Origin of the sequence: Frigoribacterium sp. SL97 (genome assembly GCF_026625765.1) — a bacterium.
GTDB lineage: Bacteria > Actinomycetota > Actinomycetes > Actinomycetales > Microbacteriaceae > Frigoribacterium.
Genome location: NZ_CP113062.1, coordinates 952587 through 978368, shown reverse-complemented (window position 1 = coordinate 978368; position 25782 = coordinate 952587). Strand labels below are relative to the sequence as shown.

Sequence of the window (25782 nt, the reverse complement as noted above, 5' to 3'; positions counted from 1 at the left end):
CACCCTCGGGTCGGCGGGTTCCCGTCGTGCCCGGCGGGTCGGCGATGACCCGCCAGGGGTGGCGGGAGTCTGCCGACTCCCCCGGGCGGAGGGAACCAGGGCGAGGCGGCGTCCCCCGTTCTCTGTGTGAGGGCACACGTCGCTCCGGCGTCGTGCCGCCTACCGTCGCACGGGTACCGGGCAGCTCCGGTGCCCAGGGCTCAACGGAAGGACCATCCCATGAAGGCAGTCGTCTGGCACGGCATCGGCGACATCCGACTCGACGAGGTCGCCGACCCCACGGTCGTCGACCCGACCGACGCGGTCGTCCGCATCACCCGGAGTGCGATCTGCGGCACCGACCTGCACTTCGTGCGCGGCACGATGGCGCCCATGGCCGAGGGCACGATCCTCGGCCACGAGGCGGTGGGCGTCGTCACCGCGGTCGGCGACGACGTGCGCGGCTTCAGTGCCGGCGACCGGGTCGTGATCAACTCGACGGTGTCGTGTGGCACCTGCCGCTACTGCCGCCAGGGCCAGACCGCTCAATGCGACGTGGCGAACCCCAACGGCCCCGACGCCGGCACCTGCTTCTTCGGCGGCCCGGCCTCGACCGGACCGGTGAACGGCCTGCAGGCCGAGCAGGTGCGCGTCCCGTTCGCGCAGAACACCATGCACCGCCTGCCCGACACGGTCAGCGACGAGCAGGCCATCCTGTTGAGCGACATCTTCCCCACCGGCTGGTTCGGCGCCGAACTCGCCGGGGTCACCCGCGGCGACGTGGTCGCCGTCTTCGGTGCCGGCGTCGTGGGCCAGTTCGCGATCGCCTCGGCCTTCAAGCAGGGCGCGAGCCGCGTGATCGTGGTCGACCGTGAGGAGACCCGCCTGGCGCAGGCGCTCGCCCAGAACGCCGAGATCGTGAACTTCGACGAGGAGGACCCGGTCGAGACCATCAAGCGCCTCACCGGTGGCGCCGGTGTGGACGCCGTCATCGACGCGGTCGGCGTGGACGCCCAGCACGCGAGCCACGGTCCCGCCGCCCCCGACCCCGACACGGCCGCCGAGTTCGCCGCCGAGGTCGAGCAGGTCGCCCCCGACGCGAACCCGCAGGGCGACCAGTGGGTGCCCGGCAACGCGCCGACCCAGGCCCTGCGCTGGGCCGTCGAGGTCGTGGCGAAGTACGGCCGCATCGGAGTCATCGGCGTCTACTCGCCGACCGTGACGTCGTTCCCCTTCGGCGAGGCGATGCTGAAGAACCTCACCATCCGCATGGGCAACTGCGACCACCACTCGGTGACCCCGCCGTTGATCGACCTGGTCGCTTCGGGTCAGTTCGACCCCACGGCGTTCATCACCGAGCACGAGGGCATCGGCTCGGCCATCGAGGCCTACGAGGCGTTCGATCGCCGGGAGCCCGGCTGGACCAAGGTCGAGGTCGTCCCCGGCTAGGGCCTCGGGCCGGCTGTTCCCGTCGCTCCCGGCGGGCCATCGCCGGACCGCCGTGGACGACACGAACCCGCCGGTTCCCGAAGGGTCCGGCGGGTTCGGGCGTCTGCGTGCGCCAGCGGGGTCAGATGACCGAGGCGCTCCAGTCGTCGGGGTTGCCGAAGCGGTGGGCCGTGATGGCGACGGCCTGCTCGCGCAGGAACGGCAGCAGTTCGAGCCGGCCGGTCGGCGTGACCGGGGCCACGAACACGGCCACCGCCGGGTCGCCGCCCAGGGCGTCCGCCAGGGCCGAGGAGGCGCGGGTCGCGTCACCGGCACCGGTCACCAACCGCACGCGCTCGGTCGACAGGCGCCCCGCACGCACCCGGTCGTGCCACGTGGCGTCGTCCTCGTGCACGACGTCGGATGCCGCGAGGCCGAGCGCACGGACGAGGGCGCCGGGCAGCTCGACCGACGACGACACCGTGAGCGGCGCGCCCGAGCGCAGACCGGCGAGCAACACGCGGACCACGTCGGCCGGGGCCGCGCCGTCGGCGGCGCGGATCGTGACGGGCAGGGGACGGTAGCGCAGCAGGTCGCGCTCGAGGCCGAGGTCGCTGACGTCACGGGCGACGCCGAACTCGGTGGCCCAGAAGTGCTCGTCGCTGGCGGCGGCGGCCCGCAGGTCGTCGGGGGCCGACGCACCCGACGCCCCGAGCAGGGGCGACGCGGCCTCGAGGGCGGCCAGGGCCTCGCGACCCGGGCGCGCCTCCTGCGGTTCGGTCAGCGTCGTCGGCTGCCAGGACCCCAGGTGCACGAGGTAGTTCGGCCCGCCCGCCTTGGCGCCGGCACCGACCGACGACTTCTTCCAGCCGCCGAACGGCTGGCGACGCACGATCGCCCCGGTGATGCCGCGGTTCACGTAGAGGTTGCCCGCCTCGACGCGGTCGAGCCAGGTCGACAGCTCGGCGGGGTCGAGGGTGTGCAGACCCGCGGTCAGGCCGTAGTCGGTCGCGTTCTGCAGCTCGATCGCCTCGTCGAGCGTCTTCGCGGTCATGACGCCGAGCACCGGTCCGAAGTACTCGGTGAGGTGGAACTCGCTGCCCGCGGCGACGCCGGCGCGCACGCCGGGCGACCAGAGGCGCCCGGTGTCGTCGAGTCGCTTCGGCTCGACGAGCCAGGTCTCGCCCGCGCCGAGCGTGGTGAGCGCACGTTCGAGCTTGCCGTGGGCCGGCTCGACGATCGGGCCCATCTGCGTGGTGGGGTCGGAGGGCAGTCCGACGCGCATGGTCGACGCCGCGTCGACGAGTTGACGGCGGAAGCGCTCGGAGGTGGCGACCGAGCCGACCAGGATCACCAGGCTCGCCGCCGAGCACTTCTGACCCGCGTGGCCGAAGGCCGACTTGATGACGTCGGACGCGGCCAGGTCGAGGTCGGCACTGGGGGTGACGATGATGGCGTTCTTGCCGCTCGTCTCGGCGAGCAGGGGCAGGTCGGTGCGCCAGCTGGTGAACAGCGCGGCCGTCTCGAAGGCGCCGGTGAGGATCACGCGGTCGACCGACGGGTGCGACACCAGGTGACGACCGAGGTCGCCCTCGTCGACGTCGACCAGCTTCAGCACCTCGCGGGGCACGCCGGCGTCCCAGAGCGCCTGGACCATGACGGCCCCGCTGCGCTTGGCCTGGCCCGCCGGCTTGACGACGACGCTGCTGCCCGCGGCGAGCGCGGCGAGGGTCGAGCCGGCCGGGATCGCCAGGGGGAAGTTCCAGGGCGGCGTGACGAGGGTGAGTCGCTCGGGGACGAACGTCGCACCGTCGACCCGGTCGAGTTCTTCGGCGAGGTGGGCGTACCAGTTGGCGAAGTCGATGGCCTCGCTGACCTCGACGTCGCCCTCGGCGACCGTCTTGCCGGTCTCGCTCGCGGCGACCTCCATCAGGTCGGCGCGGCGGGCCGACAGCGTGGCCGCGGCCTCGCGCAGGATCGCGGCACGACCCGCGCCTCCGCGGTCGGACCAGGCGGCGGAGGCGGCGACGGCCTCGGCGACGATCGCGTCGAGCGTGGCCTCGTCGGTCACCCGGGCGGACTCGATCAGCTCGACGCCGAGGCGCGAGTCGGCCGAGCGGGCGGCGATCTCACGACCCCAGGCGCGGTTGTCGGCGAGGGCGGGGTCGGTGTCGGGCTCGTTGTCGAAGCCGCTGCCGGCCGCGCGGGGCTGCAACGCCTGGGCCGCGTCGAGGCGGCTCTGCACGCGGTGCGGTGCCGGGGTGTCTCCGTCGACCTCGGCGAGCGAGGCGAGGAACCGGCCCTTCTCGCGCTCGAACATGGCCTCGTTCGAGGCGAGTTCGAAAACGGCGGACATGAAGTTCTCGCTCGACGCGTTCTCCTCGAGGCGGCGGATCAGGTAGCTGATGGCGACGTCGAATTCTCGGGGGTGCACGACGGGCGTGTAGAGCAACAGCCCGCCGACGTCGGCCTTGACCAGCTCGGCCTGCCCCTCGGCCATGCCGAGCAGCATCTCGAACTCGACCCGGTCGCTCACGCCACGGGCCTCGGCGAGCAGGTGGGCGAAGGCGATGTCGAAGAGGTTGTGACCGGCGACGCCGACGCGGACGGCACGGGTGCGTCCGGGGGTGAAGGCCCAGGTGAGGACGCGCTTGTAGTTGGTGTCGCTGTCCTGCTTGGTGCCGTAGGTGGCGAGCGGCCACTCGTGCACCGTGGCGTCCACGGTCTCCATCGCGAGGTTCGCGCCCTTGACGATGCGCACCTTGATCGCGGCCCCGCCGGCGTCGACCCGCTCGGTCGCCCAGGTGGTGAGGTGCTGCAGGGCGCCGAGGGCGTCGGGCAGGTAGGTCTGCAGGACGATGCCGGCCTCGAGGCCCTTCAGCTGCGGCTGGTCGAGGAGGCGCGTGAAGACCGCGATCGTCAGGTCGAGGTCGCGGTACTCCTCCATGTCGAGGTTGATGAACTTCGGCTTCGGCGACCGGGCGGCGAGTTCGTACAACGGGGTGAGCTTCTCGACGACGCGCTCGACGGTCTCGTCGAAGGCCCACATCGAGAGCTGGCTGACGATGGACGAGACCTTGATCGACACGTAGTCGACGTCGTCGCGGGCGAGGAGCGCCCGGGTGCCGGCGAGGCGGTGCTCGGCCTCGGCGTCACCGAGGACGGCCTCGCCGAGCAGGTTGAGGTTGAGCCGCGTCCTGTCCTTCTTGATGTTCGCGATGGCCGCACCGAGCTTGGCGGGGCGGGCGTCGGCGATGAGGTGGCCGACCATGCCGCGCAGGACGCGACGGGCGATCGGCACGACCACGCCGGGGAGCACGGGTGCCATGACGCCGCCGAGACGCACGGCGGAACGCATGTGCCACGGCAGGAAGGCCGGTGCCTGCTTCGCCAGGGTCGACAGGTTGCGGGCCGCGACGCCGAGGTCCTCCGGCCGGACGACCCGGTCGACGAAACCGATCGTGAACGCGAGGCCCGACTCGTCCTTGAGGACCTGGGCGAGCAGGTGGGCCGAACCGGTGCTCGGGGCGCCGGACGCCTCGTGCGCCCAGCGGCGGGCGAGGGCGACGGCGTCGTCGCCGATGCCGACGGGCAGGAGCTGTTCAGCGGTGGACGGCCCCGCCGTCTCGTCGATGGTGGTCATGGGATGAATGTAGGGCGGAACTTGCCACCTGGCAAGGTTTGACACGAGACCGTAACGTGGCCGCGCCTCCTTCTCCACGAGGGGTCGATCGGCACTGGCGGCGAGGGCCGGACAGCGCTACCTTGGGCGCGTTCAGGCGGTGCACAGCGGCCGCCAAGACGGACCCGTCTGCGGATGGACGGGCCCCCTGCACCGGGAGCACCCATGGCGATGATCGAGGCCCGCGGCCTCACGAAGACCTACCGGTCGAAGTCCGGCCCGGTCCACGCACTGACCGGCCTCGACCTGATCGTGCCCGAGGGCACCGTCAAGGCGCTGCTCGGGCCGAACGGCGCGGGCAAGACCACGGGCGTCAAGATGCTCACCACCCTCGAACGTCCGGACGCCGGCACGGCCACGATCGCCGGGCTCGACGTCGTCGCCGACGCCCAGGCCGTGCGCCGCTCGATCGGCGTCTCGGGGCAGTACGCCGCGGTCGACGAGAACCTCACCGGATTCGAGAACCTCGACATGATCGGGAGGCTATACCACCTGGGCAGCCGAGTGAGTCGGGATCGCGCCCGCGAGCTGATCGAGGTCTTCGACCTCGCCGCTGCGGGCGACCGGCCGGTCAAGGGCTTCTCGGGCGGCATGCGCCGACGGATCGACCTCGCCGGGGCGCTCGTGACGAATCCGCGCGTGCTCTTCCTCGACGAGCCGACGACGGGGCTCGATCCCCGCAGCCGCCTCGCCCTCTGGGACATCATCACCGGGCTGGTCGACGGTGGCACGACGGTGCTGCTGACCACGCAGTACCTCGAGGAGGCCGATCGCCTGGCCGACGACATCTCGGTCATCGACGGTGGCGCCGTCATCGCCGAGGGCACGGCCGACCAGCTCAAGGCCCAGGTCGGCGGCCACCGCCTCGTCGTCGCCCTCGTCGACGAGGCGCGGGCCGACCAGGCGGTCGAGGTGCTCCGGCGGCACGGCGACTCCGAGCCGACCGTCGGGGCCGACGGCCGCCAGCTCGAGGTCGCGGTCACCGACGGCCCGACCGCTCTGCAGCGGACGCTCGCCGACCTCGGGGCGGCCGGCATCGAGCTGCACGACGCCGGCATGCGACGCCCCACCCTCGACGACGTGTTCCTCCAGCTCACCGGCCACCGCGCGGCCGACGACGACGCGCGCGACGACCACGACTCCCCCGACGACGACCCGGCCGGCGGTCGAGGTCGCGGTCGGCGCGGTGCGAAGAAGAGAGAGGCACGGGCATGACCACCACCGGAACCACCTCCGCCCTGGCGCAGACGCTCGTCCCGTCGACCGACACGGGCCTCGGCACCTGGGCCTCGGACGGCTGGACGGTCACCAAGCGCAACCTGATCAAGGTGAAGCGCTCGCCCGACATGCTGATCTTCGCCGTGCTGCAGCCGATCATGTTCGTCCTGCTCTTCAGCCAGGTCTACGGCGGTGCCATCGCCGTCCAGGGCACCGACTACACGCAGTTCCTCATGGCGGGCATCTTCGCGCAGACCGTGGTCTTCGGCTCGACCTTCTCCGGTGCCGCCATGGCCCAAGACCTGAAGGAGGGCATCATCGACCGGTTCCGCACCCTGCCGATGAGCCCGTCGGCCGTGCTGATCGGTCGCACGAACAGCGACCTGGCGCTCAACACGATCTCGATGGTCATCATGATGCTCACCGGTCTCGCCGTCGGCTGGAGGGTCAACGCCTCACCTGCCTCGTTCGTGGGCGGGGTCGCCCTGCTGCTGCTGTTCAGCTACTCGTTCAGCTGGGTTATGGCCCTGCTCGGCATGAGCGTCAAGACGCCCGAGACCATCAACAACGCGTCGTTCATGATCCTGTTCCCGTTGACCTTCGTCTCGAACGCGTTCGTGCCGAGCGACACCCTGCCGACCGTGCTGAGGGTCTTCGCCGAGTGGAACCCGGTGTCGTCGCTCGTGCAGGCCGCCCGCACCTCGTTCGGCAACCTGGGTGACACCCCGGTGCCCGACATCTGGACGATGCAGCACCCCTACGCGACCGTCCTGCTCGGCATCACCGTGATGCTGGTGGTCTTCGTGCCGCTGTGCATCCGCAAGTTCCAGCGCATCAGCGCGAAGTAGCGGACGCCGGACGCCCGTCGCCTGCCGTTGGCGTCGCCCGTCCGCCGAGGAGGCGCGGGTCAGCCCGCGTGCCCGGCCGCCTCGCGCACGGCGGTGTCGAGTTCGCTCGTCGGCACCGTGAGGACGCTCCCGATCACGAGGCGCATGAGGGCCGGGACGTCCACGGCGTCGCGCTCGTACAACCACTGCAACTGCAGACCGTCCTGCACGGCGAGCACGACGCGGGCCGCCGACTCGGCGGTGTAGCCGTCGCGCAACCAACCGCGGGCTTGCGCGAGCCCGAGGTAGGCCGACGTCGACGAGACGATGCGCTCGTAGTAGTCGGCGTAGTAGCGGTGCGCCGGGTGGTCGGGCGAGGTGGCCTCGGCGGACGCCGTGATGAACAGCGAGATGACGACCGGCACGTCGACGTTGTACTCGGCGAGCGCGACGAGCTCGTCGACGCGCATGCCACCGTCGTCGTCGAAGTGGCGTCGCAGTCGTTCGTCGCGCCGCCGGAGCACGGCCATCAGCAGTTCGTCCTTGGTCGGGAAATAGTGCATGAGCGACTGGTGCGAGACGCCGCACCGCCGCGCGATCTCGCGCAGGGTGGCACCGTGGAACCCGACCTTGCCGAAGACCGGCAGGGCCGCGTCGAGGATCGCCTCGCGCTTGGCGATGCCCTTGCGGTAGCGACCGGGTTCGCGCACCGCAGCGACCGGCGGGACGTCGGTGACGTCGGCGCGGGTCGTGTCGGGCTCGGGGGCGTCCATCGGGGTCAGCCTAGGTCGTCCCCGCGCGGATGACGACGCCGCGGGACGCGGCGTCCGCACACGGTGCGTCGGCATAGAGTTCAGCGGTGCCGTGGTCGCTGCTGAGAACGCCTGCCTTCCGGGCCCTCTGGGTCGGGCGCCTGTTCTCGTGGGTGGGCAGCGGCTTCGCGCCCCTGGCCATCGTCTTCGCGGCGATCGACCTGGGGGCCGACGCCGTCGACCTCGGGCTCGTGGTCGTCGCCCGGTCGGTGCCCAACATCGCCCTGGTCCTGGTCGGCGGTGCCCTCGCGGACCGCTTCTCGAAACGCACCGTCGCGATCGCCTCGTCGTGGCTGTCGGCGGCGTCGCTCGTCGTCGCGGCCGCCCTGATGCTGACCCAGACCGAGACGTTGCCCACCCTCGCGGCGGTCGGCGCGGTGAGCGGCGCCGCAGCCGCCTTCTTCGGCCCTGCCACGAGCGCGCTGCTGCGCGAGACCGTCCCCGACGACCGGCTCCGGGACGCGACGGTGCTCAGCCGCGTCGGCATGAACGTCGGGTTGGTGATCGGCACGGCGGTGGGCGGGGCCGTCGTGGCGACCGCCGGATCGGGCGTCGCCCTGGCCGTCGGCGCGGTCGTCTTCGTGGTCGCGGCGGCCGTCTTCGTGGGGTTGCCCCGGGACGGTGCCCGCGCCTCCGGAGGGACGTCGGTGCTCGGGGACCTCGGCAGCGGACTCGGCTTCGTCTGGCGCACGCGCTGGCTCGTCTCGACCGCGGCGCTCGCGTTCACGTTCCAGTTCGCCTTCGCGGGCGGGGTCCAGGTGGTGGGTCCGCTCGTGGCCGACCAGTCGTTCGGACGTCTGCTCTGGGGTTTCGCGGGTGCCCTGCAGACCCTCGGCCTGATCGTCGGGGCGTACTGGGCCGGGGCCCTCCGCGGGCGGCTCCGGTTGTGGGCCGCCTGCCTCGGCGCCGCGGCGCTGGCCCTGCCGCTCGTGCTGCTGTCGTTCGCCTACGGCACCGACCCCGTGGTCTTCGACCCGCTGCACTGGTTCTTCTGGATCAGCCTCGGCCTCTTCGCCGCCAGCGTCGGGCTCGAGGTCTTCACGGTGCCGCTGGACGTGGTCGTCCAGCGGCAGGTGCCGGGGGCCTACCTGGGGCGCGTCTTCTCGTGCCTGACGCTGGCGTCGTTGGCGGGCGTGCCCGTCGGCGAGGTGGTGGTCGGACCGCTCACCCAGGTGATCGGCACCCCGGCCACCCTCGCCGCCCTGGCCGGCCTCGTGGTCGCCGTCGCGGTGGCCGTGGCGCTGAGCTCACGGGTGCGACGGATCGACGCCGGCCAGGAGGCGCGGGTCAGCTGAAGTCGCCGCGCTCGATCGCCTCGGCGTACTTGCGGACGTCCGGGCCGGGCTCGTAGTCGATGAAGCGGTCCTTGACGGCGTCGTTGATCGCCTTGAAGGACTCCTCCCACGACTCGCCCGAGTGGGCTGCGGCCGCGTCGCGGACGGCATCACGCAGCACGTTGTCGGCGTCGGTCAGGATCTTGTCACGCGCTTCGTCGTTCCAGCGCACGTCGTTCAGGTCGGCCATGGTGTTCTCCTCGTGGGGTGGGGCGGTGGTGGGTGGGGTGCGGCTGGTGCTACTTCTTCTTCGGGCTCAACGACGAACCCTTGTGGGCGGCCTTCGCCCCGCTCTTGTCGCTCTCGACGACGAAGTAGGGCTCGTCGTCCGAGGCCTTGAACTTCTGCCCGTCGAGCTGGAACTCCTCGACGCGCTTCTCCACGACCGTGCCGTGGGTCTCGCCCTGGGGGGTGTTCCAGGTGACGTGATCTCCCTTGCTGAACGACATCGCGCCTCCTTGGTGTGTCGATCCGTCCGTCGGCGTCCGGTGCCGCGCGGTGGTGGCGTGGACGGTACCCCGCCCGTGCCGACCCGTCACCCAGCGACGCGGGGTACAGGGCGCGGCGATCCGTGGTCGGGCGGGCGGCGGGCCGGACCGGTCAGACCGAGAAGCCGCCGTCGGCCTTGATCAGCTGGCCCGAGATCCAGCGCCCCTCGGGCGACAGCAGGAAGCGCACGACCGGGCCGAGGTCGGCGGGCGTGCCGAGACGGCCGGTCGGTTGCCGCTCGATGCCGCTCGCGCGGATCTCGTCGTCCATCCAGCCCGTGTCGATCGGCCCGGGGTTCAGGGCGTTCGACGAGACGCCGAGGTGCCCGAGCTCCCGGGCGGCCGCGATGACGAGCCGGTCGAGGGCGCCCTTGCTCGAGCCGTAGGGCAGGTTGTGCACGACGTGGTCACTCGTGAGGGCGACGATGCGGGCACCGTCGTCGAGGAGGTCGACCGGGGGCAGCTGCTCGGCGAACGCCTTGATCGCGAGCCACGCCGCCCGCACGTTGACGGCGTAGTGCGCGTCCCAGCTCTCGAGCGTCGTGTCGAGGATCGACGAGTCCACGCTGTGCGAGTGCGACAGCACGAGCGCCGTCACCGGCCCCAGGTCGTCGTTCACCGCCCCGAGGAGGCGCGCGGGGGTCGCGGGGTCCGCCAGATCCGCCGGGTACACGGCCACGCGCGCACCCGCGGCCTCGAGCTCGCCGACGAGCGACCCCACGTCGACGGCCTTGAGACCCCAGGGCATGGCGGCGTCGTAACCGTCCCAGGTGGTCAGGGCGAGGTCCCACCCGTCGGCGGCGAGCTCGTGGGCGACGCCGTTCGCGATCGAGTTCGTGCGGCCGGCACCGGTGAGCAGACAGATCTTCTTCGACATGCGGGTCTCCTTCGACATCCGCTCAGCTTGTCAGACCGGTCGGCGCCGGCGGGGTCACGCGAGAGGAATCAGCGCCCGCGGCGCGGTCGGCTGCGGCCCGTGCCGCGCTGCGGCCCTCGGCCCTTCGGCGGCGTGCGCTTCGGCTTCGCCCCGCGCGGGTCGGGAGCCGACCCCTTGCGGGCCGTGGCGGCCTGCTCGGGTTCGTCGCGCCTCCGCGATCGCGAGCTGCGGGCCGTCCGACCCCGCACGACGCCGATGAAGTCGTCGAGGTCGTCGGTGAGTTCGCCCTCGGGCCAGACGAGCGCGATCGTGGTCGGCGGCAGGTCGGCGACGTAGCGGTACGTCACCTCTTTGCGGGCGTGCAATCGCGCGAGGGACTGCGGCATGACGGCGACTCCGGCCCCGGTCGCGACGACGGCGACGGCATCGGCGAGCGAGAGGGACGGGTCGAGGTCGTGACGATGCTCGTCGTCGAACGCGGCGGCCTCGACCTCGTCCTCGAGGCCGGCCGCGGTGACGGCGTGGTCCTTGGGCACGACGACGACGGCTCGCTCGTCGTAGAGGCGGATGACCGACAACCCCTCGACCTCGATCGGCAGACGGGCCAGGACCATGTCGACCCGGTCGTCGCCCCGGGCGTCGTCGAGGGCGGGCACCGCGTCCGCGTCGGCGAGCGGCACGAAGGCCAGCGGGGTCTCGGGACGGCGTTCCTCCCAGAGCCTCGACCACTTCGACAGGGTGACGCCGGGCACGACCCCGATGCGGAACGGGGTGCGGGCCGGCTCGGTCGTCATGGGTCGAGGGTATCGGCCCGGTACCCTGGGCAGATGACCTCCGACGCGCCGTCCGGCAAGCAGCCGCAGACCCTCAAGCCCTTCACGGCCGCCAAGAAGCTCGGGGTGTACCTGCCGGCCACGCCCGCCGAGTTCCAGGCCGCCCCCGTCACGCGCGAGGCCTTCGCCGAGCTCAGCACGAACCCGCCCGAGTGGCTGTCCGAGCTGCGCCGCACCGGTCCCCACCCGCGACCCGTCGTCGCCCAGAAGCTCGGCATCTCGACCTCCGGCCTCGCCCGGGCCGGCGTCGACGACGTCATGACCACCGACGAGATCCACGCCCTGCTCGACGAGATGCCCGACTGGCTCCGCACCGAACGCGGCATCCACGCCGACGTGCGCGAAGAAGAACTGCGCGTGAAAGAGCGCAACGCCGGCCGCGAGGTGCTCCGCAAAGAGCGCGAGGCGAAAGAAGCCGCCGAAGGGCACTGACCCCCGCCCTGCGCTACCGTCGGCGACATGTCCTTCAACGACGACGCGCGCCTCGACGGCAGCAAGGTCAAGCGACGCGGTCGCGGTCGCACGGTGGGTGTCGCCGGCATCGGCATCGTCGGCCTGATCGCCGTCTTCCTCATCAGTCAGGTCACCGGCGTCGACGTCTCGGGGTTGCTCGGCGGCGGGACGGCCGGCGGAGGCGCCCAGCCGGTCAGCGAGGGCGACCTGTCGTCCGAGTGCACCACCGGCGCGCAGGCCAACGACAGCGTGGACTGCCGCATGGTCGGCGCGGCCGACTCGCTCGACGCGTACTGGGCCGCCGAGGCCCCGGCACTCGGTGTCACCGACTACCGCACCCCCGACTTCTTCCTCTTCAGCGGCTCGACCGACACCGGCTGCGGTGGGGCGACGAGCGCCACGGGCCCGTTCTACTGCCCACCCGACGAGGCCCTCTTCGTCGACACCGACTTCTTCGAGCAGCTCCGGTCGCAGTTCGGCGCCAGCGGCGGCCCCCTCGCGCAGATGTACGTCGTCGGCCACGAGTGGGGCCACCACGTCCAGCAGCTGACCGGCGCCTTCGACCGCGCCGACCGCAGCGGCACCGGCCCGGGCTCCGACACCATCCGGCTCGAGGTCCAGGCCGACTGCTACGCCGGGGCCTGGGTCGGCGCGGCGTCCACCGTGCAGGACGCGAACGGCACCACGTTCCTCGAGCCCGTGACCGACCAGCAGGTCGCCGACGCGCTCGACGCGGCGGCCGCGGTGGGCGACGACCGCATCCAGTCCGCCGGCGGCGGCCAGGTCGATCCCGACACCTGGACGCACGGCTCGGCCGAGCAGCGCCAGAAGTGGTTCGAGACCGGGCGCAGCCAGGGCGCGACGGCCTGCGACACCTTCTCGGTGCCGACCGACCAGCTCTGACGACGAGGCCGACCCGCGCCTCCTGACGGTCGACGCCGCCACCGCGGCACGGTGCGTCCAGGCAACTCGAAGCGCGCTTCCGGGCGAGGGCGGCCCGGAGGGCGCACACTTCACTCACCCTCGCGACGGCACAGGCGCCGCCGCGACGACAGCAGTGGAGGCACGTCATGGCACGACCGGGCAAGGCCATCGAGTTCGACGGGTACGGAGACGTCTCGCAGCTCCACTTCGTCGAGCAGCCGTTGCCGACACCGGCCGACGACGAGGTCGTCGTCGAGGTGATCTGCGCGGGCCTCAACCACATCGAGAACTTCATCCGGCAGGGAGACTTCGTCGACCGGCTGCCCCTCGACTTCCCGGCCCGTGAGGGCTCGTGCTTCGCGGGCATCGTGAAGAAGCGCGGTGCCGCGGTGCGCAACTTCTCGGTCGGCGCCGAGGTGATCGGTCACGCGGTCGGGGGCGGCGCGCACGCCACCTACATCGCCGTGCCGGCGAGCGCCGTCGTGCCCAAGCCGCAGCACGTCCCGTGGGAGGTCGCCGGAGGGCTCTACCTGGCGGGAGCCACCGCGTACGACACCGTCCGCAGCCTGCACCTCGGGCCGGACGACGTCGTCGTGATCACGGCCGCGGCGGGTGGCGTGGGCCACATCGAGTGCCAGCTCGCCCTGCAGCTCGGCGCCAAGGTGATCGGCACCTGCAGCCCGGGCAACCACGACTACCTGCGCTCGATCGGCGTCGTGCCCGTCGACTACGGCGAGGGCCTGCGCGAGCGCATCGACAAGGCCGCGGGCACCGACCGCCACGTGACGGCGTTCATCGACAACTTCGGCGGGGACAACCCGGCCCTCAGCGCCGACCTCGGCGTCCTGCCGGCGCGGTTCAGTTCGAGCGAGGACCGCCTCGAGCGCGAGATCCGCTTCATCGGCGCCGAGCGCGACGACACCGAACCCGCGATGATCCTCTCGGCCCTCGCGAAGCTCATCGCCGAGAACAAGCTGCGCGTGCTCGTCTCGGGCTTCTACCCGTTCGACTACATCGCCCAGGCGTTCGAGGACCTCGCCGAGCAGCACTCGCGCGGCAAGGTCGTCGTGGGCATGCAGCCGGTCGAGACCGGTGCACGCTCGCACTGGTACCTGTCGGGCAAGGCGCGGGCGGTCGCCGAGTCGCTCGGCTGAGCCTCCCGCCCGGCGGGCGAGGCGGGCGGGCTCAGGAGGCGCGCACCACCGGACCCGCCGACGTCACCGGGGCAGCCGGAGGAGCGCTCCCGGAGCCCTGACCGTCGCCGCCGCCACGTCCATGGCCCGCCCGAGGGCGGCCGCCCAGTCGACCGAACCGGGCCCGCGCCGCTCGGCGAGCAACGAGGCGACGATCGACGCGAAGGTCGCGTCGCCCGCACCCATCGTGTCGACGACCTCGCCGTCGGCGTCCGAGATGCCGCGGGTGAGCGAGGTGCCCGCCGTGTCGCCGGCCGACGGGGCCAGCACCAGACCCGCCCCGGCCGAGCCGCGGGTCGCGAGCACTCCCCCGGTGCCCGCCGCGAGCAGCGCCTCCTCCCAGTCGTCGAGCGAGCGCCCGGCGACGAGTTCGGCGTCGTCGTCACCGATCTTGACGAGCAGGGCCGAGGCCGCGACCCGCTCGAAGCCGGCGGCGAAGTCGGCGATCTGCGCGGCCCCGCCGGGCAGGAACCCCGGCCGCGGGTTCGGGTCGACGACGAGCCGCACGGGGTCGGTGCCGACCGCGCGCAGCAAGCGATCGGTCAGCGGGGCGTCGTCGAACGGGTACGAACTGACGGCGACCACGCGGGCGGCGTCGAGCACGGCCCGCTGCTCGGGCGAGAAGTCGAGACCGCGGGCGACGGCGGCGTCGGTGAAGACGTAGGTCGGCTCGCCGGCCACCCGCAGCGAGACCGCCCGGCCGGTGCCGAGGGGGTTGATCGTCGGGACGAGCTCGACGCCGTGCTCGGCGAGGAACGACCGGATGGCCTCGCCGTCGGCGTCGTCCCCGATCGAGGCGAGCAGGGTCGTGGGCACGCCGAGGCGCGACAGCCCGACGGCGACGTTGAGGCCGGCCCCGCCGACGTGGTCGGTCGAGCCCTCGTCGGTGCGGAGCTCGTCGATGAGGGCGTCGCCGAGAACGGCGACCCGACCGTCGGTGGTGTCCATGGGGGTGCCTTTCGTCAGCGTGCCGGCAGCCACCCTATTCCGGCACGCGGTCGGGCCGCACTCCCCCGCTACGCTGGCCGACGTGACCGATTACGCACTGGCCGTCGACGTGGGCGGAACGAAGGTCGAGGCGGCGCTGGTCGCCTCCGACGGAGCCCTCCTCGACGGAAGTCGCGACCGACGCCCCACCGGTGCCGGGTCGACGTCCGACGAACTCGCCGAGGCGGTCCGCGCGGTCGTCGCGCACGCCCTCGACGCCCTGCCCGACGGTGACGCCCTCGTCGGGGCGGGCATCGGCAGCGCCGGGCCCGTCGACCTCGTGCACGGCACCGTCTCGCCGATCAACCTGCACGCCTGGCGCGGCTATCCGCTGCGCGAGCAGGTGGCGGCCCTGGCGGCGTCGACCCTGCCCGACGCGGCCCCGGTCACCCTGCGGCTCGACGGCGTCAGCCTCGCCCTCGCCGAGCACTGGGTGGGTGCCACGCAGGGGGCGGACAACGCCCTCGCGATCACCGTCTCGACCGGCGTCGGCGGCGGCCTGATCGTCAACGGCCGGCTGCTCTCGGGAGGCACGGGCAACGCCGGTCACATCAGCCAGATCCAGATCGCGGACCGCCCCGAGGGCGAGAGCGCCTGGGCCGCCACGCTCGAGGTCATCGCCTCGGGCCCGAACGTCGTCGCCTGGGCCCGGGAACGAGGCTGGACGGGCGAGCGCGGCGAGGACCTCGCCGCCGGCTACGTCGCCGGGGACGCGATCGCCGTCGCGGCGGTGCGTCGCTCCGCGAACGCCGTGGGCGAGGCGATCTCGTCGGTCACGACCCTCCTCGACCTCGACGTGGTCGCCATCGGCGGCGGCTTCTCGCGCGTCAGCGACGACTACCTCGACCTCGTCCGGGCCGCGGTCCAGGAGGCGCCGGTCAACGAGTACGCCCGTCGCGTCCGGGTCGTCCGCTCCGGGTTGAGCGACGAGAGCCCCTTGGTCGGGGCCGCCGCGCTCGTCTGGCAGGCCGAGCTGCTCGGCTGAGCCGCGCCTCCTCGGGTCGACGACCCGCGCCTCCTCCGGTCCGCCGCTTCTCTGAGAGCCGGTGTCGGAGGTGCCGCCTAGGCTGGGTTGCATCCCACAACGTCGTCGGAATCCGTCGCGCCCGCGGGGCGCGCACCACCACCGCACCACCACTCGCAGAGAGGTCATCTCATGCCCACCACCGTCCCCGTCCTGCTCACGCCGTCCGCCGGCGCCCCCTTCGAGCACTCCACCGTCGAACTGCGCGACGTCGGCCCGAACGACGTCCAGATCGACATCGCGTTCGCCGGCATCTGCCACAGCGACATCCACCAGGCCCGCGAAGAATGGGGCAAGGCCATCTTCCCGATGGTGCCCGGCCACGAGATCGCCGGCATCGTCACCGAGGTCGGCTCCGACGTCACGAAGCACAAGGTCGGCGACCGCGTCGGCATCGGCTGCTTCGTCGACAGCTGCCGCGAGTGCGAGAACTGCCTCGCGGGCGAACAGCAGTTCTGCGTCAAGGGCAACGTCGCGACCTACAACGGTCGCCAGTACTCGGGCGAGCCCACCTACGGCGGCTACGCCAAGCAGATCGTCGCCGACGAGAACTACGTGCTGTCGATCCCCGAGGGCATCTCGCTCGACGAGGCCGCGCCGCTGCTCTGCGCCGGCATCACCACCTACTCGCCGCTGAAGCACTGGGGCGCGGGCCCCGGCAAGAAGGTCGCGGTCGTCGGCATGGGTGGGCTCGGCCACATGGCCGTCAAGATCGCCCACGCGCTGGGCGCCGAGGTCACCGTCATCAGCCAGACCCTGTCCAAGCAGGAGGACGGCCTGAAGCTCGGTGCCGACCACTACTACGCCTCGAGCGACCCCGAGACGTTCACGCAGCTGCGCAGCTCGTTCGACCTGATCATCAACACGATCTCGGCCGACATGGACATCGACGCCTACGCCCGCACCCTGCGCCTGAACGGCACCATGGTGTTCGTCGGCCTGCCCGAGAACCCGCAGTCGTTCAGCGCCGGCTCGCTGATCGGTGGCCGTCGCAGCCTCGCCGGCTCGAACATCGGCGGCATCCCCGAGACGCAAGAGATGCTGGACTTCTGCGCCGAGCACCACATCGGAGCCGAGATCGAGACGATCGGCGCCGACGAGGTCGATGAGGCCTACGAGCGCGTCGTCGCCAGCAAGGTCCGCTACCGCTTCGTGATCGACACCGCGACCATCTAGCACCCACCTGCACGCACGAAGGCCCCCTCCCATCACGGGAGGGGGCCTTCGTCGTCGTGGTGCGGGGCGCTGCCGGACGGCTCCGGCGCTACCCGGCGGGGGTGTTGAACCGGCGCAGCCAGCCGGCGAACTCGGCGAGCTCGTCGTCGGACCAGCCCTCGACGTGGTTGCGGAACACGGCGCGGTTCTCGTGGCGCACCTCGAGCATGCGGCTCTCGGCGCGCTCGGTGCTGCGCAGGGTCATGACCCGACCGTCGGCCGCGTCGGGCACCACGTCGACGAACCCGGCCTCGCGCAGCAGCGTGACCTGCCGGCTGACCGCGCTCTTGTCCATCGCCATCGCCTTGACGATGTCGCCGGCGCTGCACGGCTGGTGCTTCATCACGTAGCGCAGCACGTAGAAGGCCGTGGGCGGCACGTCCGGGTCGAAGCGCGACGCTGCCGCGGCGATGGTGCGCTTGGCCTCGACCATCATCGAGCCGATCTCGTCGACCACGCCGGCCATGAGGCCCTCGCGCCCGTCGTCGTCGGGACCCGGGAGGTGGGGTGCGGCCTGCCCCGCAGCCCCGAGGAGGTGCGGTGCGGCCTGGTCGGCAGGGTCGCCCCCGAGGGGCGCGGCGCGTCGAGCACCGCACCCTCGGGCTGGCCGTCAACGGTCGGCTGCGACATCTTTCTCCTCGACCAGGGACGAGAACACCGGGCTCTCGGCCAGTTCGTCGGCGGGCACCGGGTGCCCTGCCACCTCGGCGGCGCCCGTCGCGATGATCGTGTCGATGGTACCGGTGGCGGTAGTCGTGTGGCCGTGGTGACGGCGCTGGCCCTCGGCGGGACCGCGGCCCTCGTCGATCGGCGAGACCGGTGCCGGCGTCGACTCCGTCGCCGGGGCGCTCGACACGGCGGGGGCCAGGCCGGCCGTGGCCGCGGCTCCCTTGGCGGCCGGGGACGCGGCGTTCGCGTCGACCGGAGCCGCGCCTCCGTCGTGCTCGACCGAGGCCGAGGCCGAGGCAGCGCCGTCCGCCGGGTCGTCCGTCTTCGCCGCCGCACGCTGGAGGCCGGTCTTGGTGCCGAGCTCGACGTTGGGCAGCAGGCAGACGAACACGATGGTGATGATCGCCAGCGGCGCCGCGATGAGGAACACGTCGGCGACGCCCTGACCGTAGGCCGATTCGATGATGGTCCGGATCGGGCCGGGCACGGTGCTGAGGTCGGGGATGCTCGTCGAGCCGCCGCTGCCGAGCGCGCTGGGGTCGACCCCGGCGTCGGTGAGGCCGTCGGTGATGTAGCCCGAGACCTTGGTGCCGAGGACGGCGCCCATGACCGAGACGCCGATCGTGCCGCCGAGGCTGCGGAAGAACGCGACGCTCGACGAGGCGGCACCGACGACGCTGACGTCGACCGAGTTCTGCACGACGAGGACGAGGTTCTGCATGACCATGCCGATGCCGAGCCCCATCATGGCCATGAAGACCGAGACGATGGCGAAGTTCGTGTCGTACTCGATGGTCGACATGAGGAAGAGGCCGGCGGCGAGCAGGATCGACCCGACGATCATGTAGGGCTTCCACTTGCCGTACTTCGAGATGAGCGCACCGGCGACCATCGACGAGATCAGCAGGCCGAGCACCATCGGCAGGGTCAGGATGCCCGCCATGGTCGGCGACTGGCCGCGCGCGAGCTGCATGTACTGGCCGAGGAACACGCTGGTGCCGAACATGGCGACGCCGACGCTGAGCGAGGCGATCACCGCGAAGGTGAAGGTGCGGTTCGTGAAGAGCGTCAGGGGGATGATCGGCTCCTTCGAGCGGAACTCCACGACGACGGCGAGCGCGAGCAGGACGGCCGCGCCGACGCCCATCAGCCAGCTGGTGGTCGAGTTCCAGTCGAACTGCTTGCCGCCGAGCGACACCCAGACGAGCAGCAGCGAGACGCCGCCGGCGATCAGGCCCGCGCCCCAGTAGTCGACGACGACGGCCTTCTTGGGCTTCGGGGGCAGGTGCAGGGTGCGCTGGATGACGATGAGCGCGGCGACGCCGACGGGCACGCCGACGAAGAAGTTCCAGCGCCAGCCGATCGAGTCGGTGAGCACGCCGCCGAGCAGCGGCCCGCCGATGGTGCCGACGCTCATCACGGCGCCGAGGTAGCCCATGTAGCGGCCGCGCTCACGCGGGCTGATGATGTCGCTCATGACGACCTGCACCAGCGCGGTGAGGCCACCGGCGCCGAGCCCCTGGAAGACGCGGAAGGTGATCAGCGTCGCGGTGTTCTGCGAGAAACCTGCGGCGACGGAGGCGAGCACGAACAGCACGAGGGCGACCTGCAGCAGCACCTTGCGGTTCGTCAGGTCGCTGAACTTGCCCCACAGCGGGGTGCTGACGGTGGTGGCCAGCAGGGTCGCGGTGATGACCCAGGTGTACGAGGTCTGGCTGCCGTTGAGGTCGCTGACGATGCGCGGCAGCGAGGTCGACACGACGGTCGACGAGAGGATCGCCACGAGCATGCCCATCAACAGGCCCGACAGGGCCGTGAGGACTTCGCGGTGGCTCATGCCGGGCGCTTCGCCCGGTTCGTGGGGTGCCGCGGGCTTCGTGCCCGCGGCGGTCGTGGTCTGCGACAAGGTGCGCTCCGGTGGTTCGAGATGGTGAGGACTGACCGCCGTTGGCCGGGTCCGTTGGTTGCAGAATGTCAACCATACGCTTTCGTTGACGATCCGCAACCATTTGAGTGCAGTTGCTGCACATTTCTCTCGAACGCCCGCGCGAGGGGGCTCCCGACCGAGGACGCGCAGGAGGCGCGGTGCGAGTCGTCCTCGCACCGCGCCTCCTGCGCGTCCCGCCTCGCCCGTGAGCGCTAGCGGACCTCTTCGGGCCGCTTCTGGCGGAACATCTCGGCCGGTTGGTGGTCACCGTTCCAGACCTGGGTGATGCCCCAGACGACGGCCATGAGCGGCACGGCGATGACGGCCCCGACGACGCCGCCGAGGATCGTGCCGGCGGTCAGGGCGACGAGGATGACGAGGCCGTGGAGCTGCAACGTGCGGCCCATCAGCACCGGCTGCAGGAAGTTGCCCTCGAGCTGGTTCACGACGACCACGATGCCGACGACGATCAGCGCCTGGACGGGGCCGAGTGCGACGAGGGCGACGAGCGCCGCGAGGATGCCCGCGGCCGTGGCGCCCACGAGGGGGATGAACGCCGTCAGGAACACGATGACCGCGAGCGGCAGGGCCAGCGGCACGCCGACGATCCAGAGGCCGACGCCGATCCCGATGGCGTCGACGGCGGCGACCGTCGCCGTGCCGCGCACGTAGCCGCCGAGGGTGGTGACCGTCTTGTCGCCGATGCGACGGGCGCGGGCGTAGTTCTCACCCTTGAACGGGCGCAGCAGGAACTCCCAGATCGCCGGGCCGTCCTTGAGGAAGAAGAACAGCACGACGATCATCAGCACGAGGCCCGTCGCGAAGCTGCCCACGGCCGAGGCGCCGGCGAGTGCGCCCGAACCGAACTGCGAGCTCGTCACGAAGTCGACGGCCGTGTTGCGGACGTCGTCGATCTGCTGGTCGCTGATCGAGAACGGAAGGGTCGTGACCCAGTCCTGCAGCTTGTTGAAGCCCGAGGTGGCCGAGTCGGCGAGCGAGCTGGCCTGGCTCTCGACGGCCCAGACGATCAGCCAGGCGACGAGCCCGAGGATGATCAACACGGCGAAGAGGCAGATCAGGGTCGCGAGCACCGAGGGCACCTTGTGGCGCCGCAGGAAGGCGACGACCGGCAGCATGGCCGAGGCGAAGATCAGCGCGAGCAGCACCGGCAGGGTGACGAGGCTCAGGCTGAGGAAGACGTAGATGACGCCGATCGCGACGACGAGCACCGCGATGATCTGCACGGCGCGCGTCGCGAGCGTGCCGAACGCGTCGGCCCAGAGGGAGTGCCGGACCGCGGCGTCCTGCTTGGCCACCTCGGCTTCTTGGCTGCGGAAGAGTGCCACGGTGTCGTCCTCGTTTCTGGGGGTGCGGGGGTCGAGAGGGGCGCCGGGGAGGGCACGGCCGGACACGGCCGCGTGCCGGTGCGCCGACGGAGGCGTCGGGGGTGATCGGCCCGACTAGGACAGCCAACCCCGTCACGAGAATATCGGGCCGGATCGGTGCCCCCGCGACCCGACGCGCGCCTAGCGTGGGAGGCATGCCGACCTCCGTCCTCGTCGTGTCCGACACCCACGTGCCGCAGAAGGCCAAGGCCGTTCCGGGTGCCGTGTGGACCGCGGTCGAGAGGGCCGACGTCGTCGTGCACGCGGGCGACTGGACCGGCGAACCGCTGCTCGACGAGTTCGAGGCCCGCGCGCGCCTCCTGATCGGGGTCTGGGGCAACAACGACGGCGACGCGCTGCGCGCCCGGTTGCCCGAGGTGGCCCGCACGACGATCGAGGGCGTGCGCCTCGCCGTGGTGCACCAGACGGGAGCCAAGGAGGCGCGCGAGCGACGCATGGACCGTGACTTCCCCGAGACCGACCTGCTGCTGTTCGGGCACAGCCACATCCCGTGGGACACGACGACCCCTGCGGGCCTGCGCCTGCTGAACCCGGGGTCGCCCACGGACCGCCGTCGCCAGCCGCACGCCACCTACCTCACGCTGACCCTCGACGCGGGCGAGGTGCGCGACGTGGTGCTGCACGAGCTGCCCGTGGCCGCCCGGGACCGCACGGGGGTGCTCCCGCACCCCCGCATGACGACCTAGCCGGCCGGCGTCTCGGCCGGGGCCGACTCGGCAGGAGCCGACTCGGTCGGGGTCGGCGCCGGGCTGGCCGTACCCGACTCGGTGTAGCTGTTGCCGGCCGCCGTCACGACGAAGCTGCGGAACTCCTGCACCGTGAACGGACGGCTGCCGTCGTACTTCTGCCCGTTGACGAGGACCGTCGGCGTGCCCGTGAGGGCGTCGAGGTCGCTGTTCGGCAAGGGACCGTCGATGGCCCGCTGGGTCGCCGCCGTCACCCACGAACCGAACTCGTCGTCGTCGATGCACCTGGTGATGTCGCTCGCCTTCGTCACCCCGTCGACGCCGGTCGCGATGTCGGCGAGCTGCGAGTCGTCGAGACCGCGCGTGCCCTCTTCGGGTTGCTGCTCGAACATCGCGGTGTTGAAGTCGAAGAACGAGTTCGGCGAGTAGTTCGCCACGCAGGCCGCCGCGTTGGCCGCCCGGTTGCTGTACTTCGTGCCGAGGGACTGGTTCGTGAGGATGGCGACCGGGTGGTACTCGACCGTCGCCGCCCCCGACTCGACGAGGCCGCTGATGTAGTCGTTGTTCGCCTGCTCGAACTCGCCGCAGATGGGGCAGAGGTAGTCGAGGTAGACGACGATGTCGACCGTGTCGCTCGACGCCGTGGACGCCGACGCCGTGGGCTCGTCGTCGGGGCCGAGGGCCCCGGTCTGCACGGCCTCGAAGCCCTGGCCGATCTTGATGCCGTCGCTGGCCATGTTGGCGGGGCCGGGGCCGGCCGGGCGGATGCTGTTCGTGATGACCAGCACGACGCCGACGACGATCGCGATCACCACGAGGGCGAGACCGCCCTGCAGCGCCCACTTGCCCGCGCGCTGGCGCCGCTTCTGCTTCTGGCGCGCCAGCTGGGCCTTCTGGCGGGCCGCCGCGCGCCGCTGGTTCTTGGTCAACGACGAGTCGTCGGGATTCAGGTCAGTCATGGGGCTCCGGTGCGCGACGGCCTCGCATGGTCGCGTCGAGCGGGTGGTGGGGACGGTCGCCACGAGTCGTGGCCACGAAACATGGTACGAGGCGAGCCTGGCAGAAGTCCGCCAGGCGCGGGCGAGAGCGGGTGGAGAAGAGGCGCTCCCGTGGCGATCCGAGAGATTTTCATGGCATGCTGATCGGTGGTGGTCACCGCAGACCTCTGAGGTTGATCACCGTCCATTCACAACGGATCGTCCGGCACGTACCTGCCGGTGAAGGAGAAGATCATGGCGTCAGTCACGTTCAGCAAGGCAACTCGTCTCTACCCCGGCAGCACCCGCGCCGCGGTCGACGGCATCGACCTCGAGGTCGCCGACGGCGAGTTCCTCGTGCTCGTCGGCCCCTCCGGTTGCGGCAAGTCGACCACCCTGCGCATGCTCGCAGGCCTCGAAGAGGTCAACTCGGGTGACATCTACATCGGCGACCGCAACGTCACCGACGTCCCGCCGAAGGACCGCGACATCGCGATGGTCTTCCAGAACTACGCGCTCTACCCGCACATGACGGTCGCCGAGAACATGGGCTTCGCCCTGAAGATCGCCGGCGTCGGCAAAGAAGAGCGGGCCACCCGCGTCCTCGAGGCCGCCAAGCTGCTCGACCTCGAGCCCTACCTCTCGCGCAAGCCCAAGGCCCTCTCGGGTGGTCAGCGTCAGCGCGTCGCCATGGGCCGCGCCATCGTGCGTCAGCCCCAGGTGTTCCTCATGGACGAGCCGCTGTCGAACCTCGACGCCAAGCTGCGCGTGCAGACCCGCACCCAGATCGCGTCGCTGCAGCGCCGACTGGGCGTCACCACGGTCTACGTCACGCACGACCAGACCGAGGCGCTCACCATGGGCGACCGCATCGCCGTGCTGAAGGACGGCGTCCTGCAGCAGGTCGGCACGCCGCGCGACCTGTACGAGAAGCCGCAGAACGTCTTCGTCGCCGGCTTCATCGGCTCGCCCGCCATGAACCTGCTGCCCGCCGACGTCGTCGACGGTGGCATCCAGTTCGGCACCGCCGTCACCGCGGTCGACCGCGACACCGTCGGCCAGGCCAACGGCAAGAGCGTGACCGTGGGCGTGCGTCCCGAGGACGTCGTGGTCAACACGACCGGCGAGGGCCTCGCGGTCACCGTCGACGTCGTCGAAGAGCTCGGCGCCGACGGGTACCTCTACGGCCACACCGAGGTCGACGGCAACCGCGTCGACGTCGTCGTCCGCGTCGACGGTCGCAACCACCCCAAGCTGGGCGAGACGATCTACGTCACCCCGCAGGCGCACCACGTGCACGTCTTCGACACCGAGAGCGGCGAGCGCCTCGGCGACAAGGCCGTCGTCAGCGCGTAGCACCCCGTCGGGTCGGCCCGTCGAGTCCGCTCGGAGCACTCCTCCGATCGACCCGGCGGGCCGTCCCGCGTTCCGGCCCCGCGCCTCCCGAACCTCCCCCGCCGCCTCGCCTCAGGCGGCGCTCCCCCGCACGAGAGGCCCTCATGCCCGACTCCCTCAACATCACCTCGGCCACGGCCGACCCGGCGCTGCTCGACCTGCCCTGGGCCCTCCCGCTCGAGGAGTGGCCCGACGAGGCCATCGCGACCCTGCCCAAGGGCATCTCGCGCCACCTCGTCCGGTTCGCGCACCTCAGCGGCTTCGTCATCGCCATCAAGGAGACGTCGGGCGAGATGGCCCGCGGCGAGTACGAGATGCTGCGCACGCTGCAGCGCATGGACATCCCGTGCGTCGACCCGCTCGCGGTCATCACCAACCGCCAGGACGCCGACGGGTCGCCCCTGAACCCGGTGCTCGTCACACGGCACCTGAAGTTCTCGCTCCCCTACCGGGCGCTGTACTCGCAGACGTTGCGCCCCGACACGGCTCGTCGCCTCGTCGACGCGCTCGCCCTCCTGCTCGTCCGGCTGCACATCATCGGCTTCTACTGGGGCGACGTGTCGTTGTCGAACACGCTGTTCCGCCGGGACGCCGGTGCGTTCGCGGCGTACCTCGTCGACGCCGAGACGGGCAAGCTCTACCCGGGCGGCCTCTCGAACGGGCAGCGCGAGAACGACCTCGAGGTCGCCCGCGTCAACATCGCCGGCGAACTGCTCGACCTCGAGGCCGGGGGTCGCCTCGACGACAACCTGGACCCGGTCGACGTGAGCAACGGCATCGTCGCCGCGTACCGCAGCCTCTGGACCGAACTGACCGGGGCCGAGACCTTCGACAGCTCGGAGCGTTGGCGCATCAACGACCGCGTCGAGCGCCTGAACGACCTCGGCTTCGACATCGAAGAACTGGCCATCAAGACGGCCGAGGGCGGCAGCCAGGTCAAGATCCAGCCCAAGGTCGTGGATGCCGGGCACCACTCGCGCCGCCTGCTCCGACTCACCGGCCTCGACGTCGAAGAGAACCAGGCCCGTCGACTGTTGAACGACCTCGACGCGTACCGCATGCGCACCGACCAGTCGGACTCTGACGAAGAGATGATCGCCCACGAGTGGGCCTCGCGCGTCTTCGAGCCCGTCGTGCGCTCGATCCCCCGCGACCTGCGCGGACGGCTCGAACCCGCCGAGGTCTTCCACCAGCTGCTCGAGCACCGCTGGTACCAGTCGCAGGCCGAGAACCGCGACGTGCCGATCGCCGAGGCCCTCACCTCGTACATCAACGACGTGCTGCGCCACCGTCGCGACGAGCAGATGGTGATCGAGCCCGCGACCGAGTCCCTCACGCTGCCCGAGGCCGCCCAGCTCGAGGCCGACGAGGCCGACGCCGACGAGGACTGGCGCAGCAAGGTCTGAGAACGCAGGAGGCGCGGGCCGGCGACCAGCCGACCCGCGCCT

Annotated in this window: 23 protein-coding genes; 12 read left to right on the top strand and 11 right to left on the bottom strand. The window is 71.6% G+C overall.

Annotated features, from left to right (window positions below; translation table 11 throughout):
• Window positions 1-219 precede the first annotated feature (219 nt).
• Window positions 220-1428, top strand: coding sequence for an alcohol dehydrogenase catalytic domain-containing protein (locus OVA02_RS04735; protein ID WP_267659327.1), 1209 nt, complete (start codon window positions 220-222; stop codon window positions 1426-1428).
• Between the two features lie 121 nt (window positions 1429-1549).
• Here the strand turns inward: OVA02_RS04735 and OVA02_RS04730 are convergent, their stop codons facing one another.
• A complete protein-coding gene (locus OVA02_RS04730) occupies window positions 1550-5050 on the bottom strand; it encodes a bifunctional proline dehydrogenase/L-glutamate gamma-semialdehyde dehydrogenase (RefSeq protein ID WP_267659326.1) in 3501 nt (1166 codons plus the stop codon).
• A 204-nt stretch (window positions 5051-5254) separates the two neighbouring features.
• Between OVA02_RS04730 and OVA02_RS04725 the strand changes: the two genes are divergently transcribed.
• Together OVA02_RS04725 and OVA02_RS04720 are read left to right on the top strand one after the other, a co-directional pair.
• Window positions 5255-6304 (top strand): ATP-binding cassette domain-containing protein, encoded by a 1050-nt coding sequence (locus tag OVA02_RS04725; protein ID WP_267659325.1) that lies wholly within the window; start codon window positions 5255-5257, stop codon window positions 6302-6304.
• A complete protein-coding gene (locus tag OVA02_RS04720) occupies window positions 6301-7155 on the top strand; it encodes an ABC transporter permease (RefSeq protein WP_056043141.1) in 855 nt (284 codons plus the stop codon). Before OVA02_RS04725 ends, OVA02_RS04720 begins: the two co-directional genes overlap by 4 nt.
• Window positions 7156-7214: 59 nt before the next feature.
• Here OVA02_RS04720 and OVA02_RS04715 read toward each other — a convergent pair whose 3' ends face one another.
• Entirely contained in the window at window positions 7215-7907 is a 693-nt protein-coding gene (locus tag OVA02_RS04715; protein WP_056043144.1) for a TetR/AcrR family transcriptional regulator, read from the bottom strand.
• Window positions 7908-7993: 86 nt separating this feature from the next.
• On the opposite strand from OVA02_RS04715, the gene OVA02_RS04710 reads away from it, so the two are divergent.
• Window positions 7994-9241, top strand: a complete 1248-nt coding sequence (locus tag OVA02_RS04710) for an MFS transporter (protein WP_082460038.1) — start codon at window positions 7994-7996, stop codon at window positions 9239-9241.
• Here the strand turns inward: OVA02_RS04710 and OVA02_RS04705 are convergent.
• The 4 genes from OVA02_RS04705 to OVA02_RS04690 form a co-directional block, all read right to left on the bottom strand.
• A complete protein-coding gene (locus OVA02_RS04705; protein ID WP_043597179.1) occupies window positions 9234-9470 on the bottom strand; it encodes a hypothetical protein in 237 nt (78 codons plus the stop codon). The genes OVA02_RS04710 and OVA02_RS04705 overlap by 8 nt on opposite strands.
• Before the next feature lie 49 nt (window positions 9471-9519).
• Window positions 9520-9729 carry a DUF2945 domain-containing protein gene (locus tag OVA02_RS04700; protein WP_056043151.1) on the bottom strand — a complete coding sequence of 70 codons (210 nt, stop codon included), beginning with the start codon at window positions 9727-9729 and terminating at the stop codon, window positions 9520-9522.
• 151 nt (window positions 9730-9880) lie between these two features.
• Window positions 9881-10645, bottom strand: coding sequence for an SDR family oxidoreductase (locus OVA02_RS04695; protein WP_082460130.1), 765 nt, complete (start codon window positions 10643-10645; stop codon window positions 9881-9883).
• A gap of 68 nt (window positions 10646-10713) precedes the next feature.
• A complete protein-coding gene (locus tag OVA02_RS04690; RefSeq protein ID WP_056043156.1) occupies window positions 10714-11439 on the bottom strand; it encodes a LysR family transcriptional regulator substrate-binding protein in 726 nt (241 codons plus the stop codon).
• 33 nt (window positions 11440-11472) lie between these two features.
• On the opposite strand from OVA02_RS04690, the gene OVA02_RS04685 reads away from it, so the two are divergent.
• From OVA02_RS04685 to OVA02_RS04675, 3 genes are all read left to right on the top strand, one after another.
• Window positions 11473-11910: a DUF5997 family protein gene (locus OVA02_RS04685; protein WP_043597192.1), complete on the top strand. Its 438-nt coding sequence runs from the start codon at window positions 11473-11475 to the stop codon at window positions 11908-11910.
• Between the two features lie 27 nt (window positions 11911-11937).
• A complete protein-coding gene (locus OVA02_RS04680; RefSeq protein ID WP_056043159.1) occupies window positions 11938-12834 on the top strand; it encodes a neutral zinc metallopeptidase in 897 nt (298 codons plus the stop codon).
• A 167-nt stretch (window positions 12835-13001) separates the two neighbouring features.
• Window positions 13002-14009, top strand: coding sequence for an NADP-dependent oxidoreductase (locus OVA02_RS04675; RefSeq protein WP_056043162.1), 1008 nt, complete (start codon window positions 13002-13004; stop codon window positions 14007-14009).
• Window positions 14010-14072: 63 nt separating this feature from the next.
• Here OVA02_RS04675 and OVA02_RS04670 read toward each other — a convergent pair whose 3' ends face one another.
• Window positions 14073-14996 carry a carbohydrate kinase family protein gene (locus OVA02_RS04670; RefSeq protein WP_056043164.1) on the bottom strand — a complete coding sequence of 308 codons (924 nt, stop codon included), beginning with the start codon at window positions 14994-14996 and terminating at the stop codon, window positions 14073-14075.
• An 82-nt stretch (window positions 14997-15078) separates the two neighbouring features.
• Between OVA02_RS04670 and OVA02_RS04665 the strand changes: the two genes are divergently transcribed.
• Together OVA02_RS04665 and OVA02_RS04660 are read left to right on the top strand one after the other, a co-directional pair.
• The gene (locus tag OVA02_RS04665; RefSeq protein ID WP_267659323.1) at window positions 15079-16020 is read left to right on the top strand and encodes an ROK family protein; all 942 of its coding nucleotides are present in this window, start codon (window positions 15079-15081) and stop codon (window positions 16018-16020) included.
• A gap of 171 nt (window positions 16021-16191) precedes the next feature.
• Window positions 16192-17235: an NAD(P)-dependent alcohol dehydrogenase gene (locus OVA02_RS04660; RefSeq protein WP_056043170.1), complete on the top strand. Its 1044-nt coding sequence runs from the start codon at window positions 16192-16194 to the stop codon at window positions 17233-17235.
• Between the two features lie 88 nt (window positions 17236-17323).
• On the opposite strand, the gene OVA02_RS04655 is transcribed toward OVA02_RS04660, so the two are convergent.
• The 3 genes from OVA02_RS04655 to OVA02_RS04645 all read right to left on the bottom strand — a co-directional run bounded on the left by OVA02_RS04655 (window position 17324) and on the right by OVA02_RS04645 (window position 21216).
• Window positions 17324-17740, bottom strand: a complete 417-nt coding sequence (locus OVA02_RS04655; protein ID WP_043597312.1) for a MarR family winged helix-turn-helix transcriptional regulator — start codon at window positions 17738-17740, stop codon at window positions 17324-17326.
• 144 nt (window positions 17741-17884) lie between these two features.
• On the bottom strand, window positions 17885-19780 hold the full coding sequence (locus OVA02_RS04650) for an MDR family MFS transporter (RefSeq protein WP_082460131.1): 1896 nt from the start codon (window positions 19778-19780) through the stop codon (window positions 17885-17887).
• Window positions 19781-20082: 302 nt separating this feature from the next.
• Window positions 20083-21216, bottom strand: a complete 1134-nt coding sequence (locus OVA02_RS04645) for an AI-2E family transporter (RefSeq protein WP_159827634.1) — start codon at window positions 21214-21216, stop codon at window positions 20083-20085.
• 194 nt (window positions 21217-21410) lie between these two features.
• Between OVA02_RS04645 and OVA02_RS04640 the strand changes: the two genes are divergently transcribed.
• Complete coding sequence (locus OVA02_RS04640; RefSeq protein ID WP_056043179.1) at window positions 21411-21962, top strand: metallophosphoesterase family protein; 552 nt, start codon at window positions 21411-21413, stop codon at window positions 21960-21962.
• Here the strand turns inward: OVA02_RS04640 and OVA02_RS04635 are convergent.
• On the bottom strand, window positions 21959-22921 hold the full coding sequence (locus tag OVA02_RS04635; protein ID WP_056043182.1) for a DsbA family protein: 963 nt from the start codon (window positions 22919-22921) through the stop codon (window positions 21959-21961). The genes OVA02_RS04640 and OVA02_RS04635 overlap by 4 nt on opposite strands.
• 273 nt (window positions 22922-23194) lie before the next feature.
• On the opposite strand from OVA02_RS04635, the gene OVA02_RS04630 reads away from it, so the two are divergent.
• A complete protein-coding gene (locus OVA02_RS04630; RefSeq protein WP_043597318.1) occupies window positions 23195-24295 on the top strand; it encodes an ABC transporter ATP-binding protein in 1101 nt (366 codons plus the stop codon).
• A 143-nt stretch (window positions 24296-24438) separates the two neighbouring features.
• The gene (locus OVA02_RS04625; RefSeq protein WP_056043184.1) at window positions 24439-25740 is read left to right on the top strand and encodes a DUF4032 domain-containing protein; all 1302 of its coding nucleotides are present in this window, start codon (window positions 24439-24441) and stop codon (window positions 25738-25740) included.
• Window positions 25741-25782: the final 42 nt, after the last annotated feature.

Bases quoted from the DNA above. Each gene is read 5' to 3' on its own strand.
- OVA02_RS04735 (WP_267659327.1), top strand. From the start codon at position 220: ATGAAGGCAGTCGTCTGGCACGGCATCGGCGACATCCGACTCGACGAG.
- OVA02_RS04730 (WP_267659326.1), bottom strand. From the start codon at position 5,050: ATGACCACCATCGACGAGACGGCGGGGCCGTCCACCGCTGAACAGCTC.
- OVA02_RS04725 (WP_267659325.1), top strand. From the start codon at position 5,255: ATGGCGATGATCGAGGCCCGCGGCCTCACGAAGACCTACCGGTCGAAG.
- OVA02_RS04720 (WP_056043141.1), top strand. From the start codon at position 6,301: ATGACCACCACCGGAACCACCTCCGCCCTGGCGCAGACGCTCGTCCCG.
- OVA02_RS04715 (WP_056043144.1), bottom strand. From the start codon at position 7,907: ATGGACGCCCCCGAGCCCGACACGACCCGCGCCGACGTCACCGACGTC.
- OVA02_RS04705 (WP_043597179.1), bottom strand. From the start codon at position 9,470: ATGGCCGACCTGAACGACGTGCGCTGGAACGACGAAGCGCGTGACAAG.
- OVA02_RS04700 (WP_056043151.1), bottom strand. From the start codon at position 9,729: ATGTCGTTCAGCAAGGGAGATCACGTCACCTGGAACACCCCCCAGGGC.
- OVA02_RS04695 (WP_082460130.1), bottom strand. From the start codon at position 10,645: ATGTCGAAGAAGATCTGTCTGCTCACCGGTGCCGGCCGCACGAACTCG.
- OVA02_RS04690 (WP_056043156.1), bottom strand. From the start codon at position 11,439: ATGACGACCGAGCCGGCCCGCACCCCGTTCCGCATCGGGGTCGTGCCC.
- OVA02_RS04685 (WP_043597192.1), top strand. From the start codon at position 11,473: ATGACCTCCGACGCGCCGTCCGGCAAGCAGCCGCAGACCCTCAAGCCC.
- OVA02_RS04680 (WP_056043159.1), top strand. From the start codon at position 11,938: ATGTCCTTCAACGACGACGCGCGCCTCGACGGCAGCAAGGTCAAGCGA.
- OVA02_RS04675 (WP_056043162.1), top strand. From the start codon at position 13,002: ATGGCACGACCGGGCAAGGCCATCGAGTTCGACGGGTACGGAGACGTC.
- OVA02_RS04670 (WP_056043164.1), bottom strand. From the start codon at position 14,996: ATGGACACCACCGACGGTCGGGTCGCCGTTCTCGGCGACGCCCTCATC.
- OVA02_RS04660 (WP_056043170.1), top strand. From the start codon at position 16,192: ATGCCCACCACCGTCCCCGTCCTGCTCACGCCGTCCGCCGGCGCCCCC.
- OVA02_RS04655 (WP_043597312.1), bottom strand. From the start codon at position 17,740: ATGGCCGGCGTGGTCGACGAGATCGGCTCGATGATGGTCGAGGCCAAG.
- OVA02_RS04650 (WP_082460131.1), bottom strand. From the start codon at position 19,780: ATGAGCCACCGCGAAGTCCTCACGGCCCTGTCGGGCCTGTTGATGGGC.
- OVA02_RS04640 (WP_056043179.1), top strand. From the start codon at position 21,411: ATGCCGACCTCCGTCCTCGTCGTGTCCGACACCCACGTGCCGCAGAAG.
- OVA02_RS04635 (WP_056043182.1), bottom strand. From the start codon at position 22,921: ATGACTGACCTGAATCCCGACGACTCGTCGTTGACCAAGAACCAGCGG.
- OVA02_RS04630 (WP_043597318.1), top strand. From the start codon at position 23,195: ATGGCGTCAGTCACGTTCAGCAAGGCAACTCGTCTCTACCCCGGCAGC.
- OVA02_RS04625 (WP_056043184.1), top strand. From the start codon at position 24,439: ATGCCCGACTCCCTCAACATCACCTCGGCCACGGCCGACCCGGCGCTG.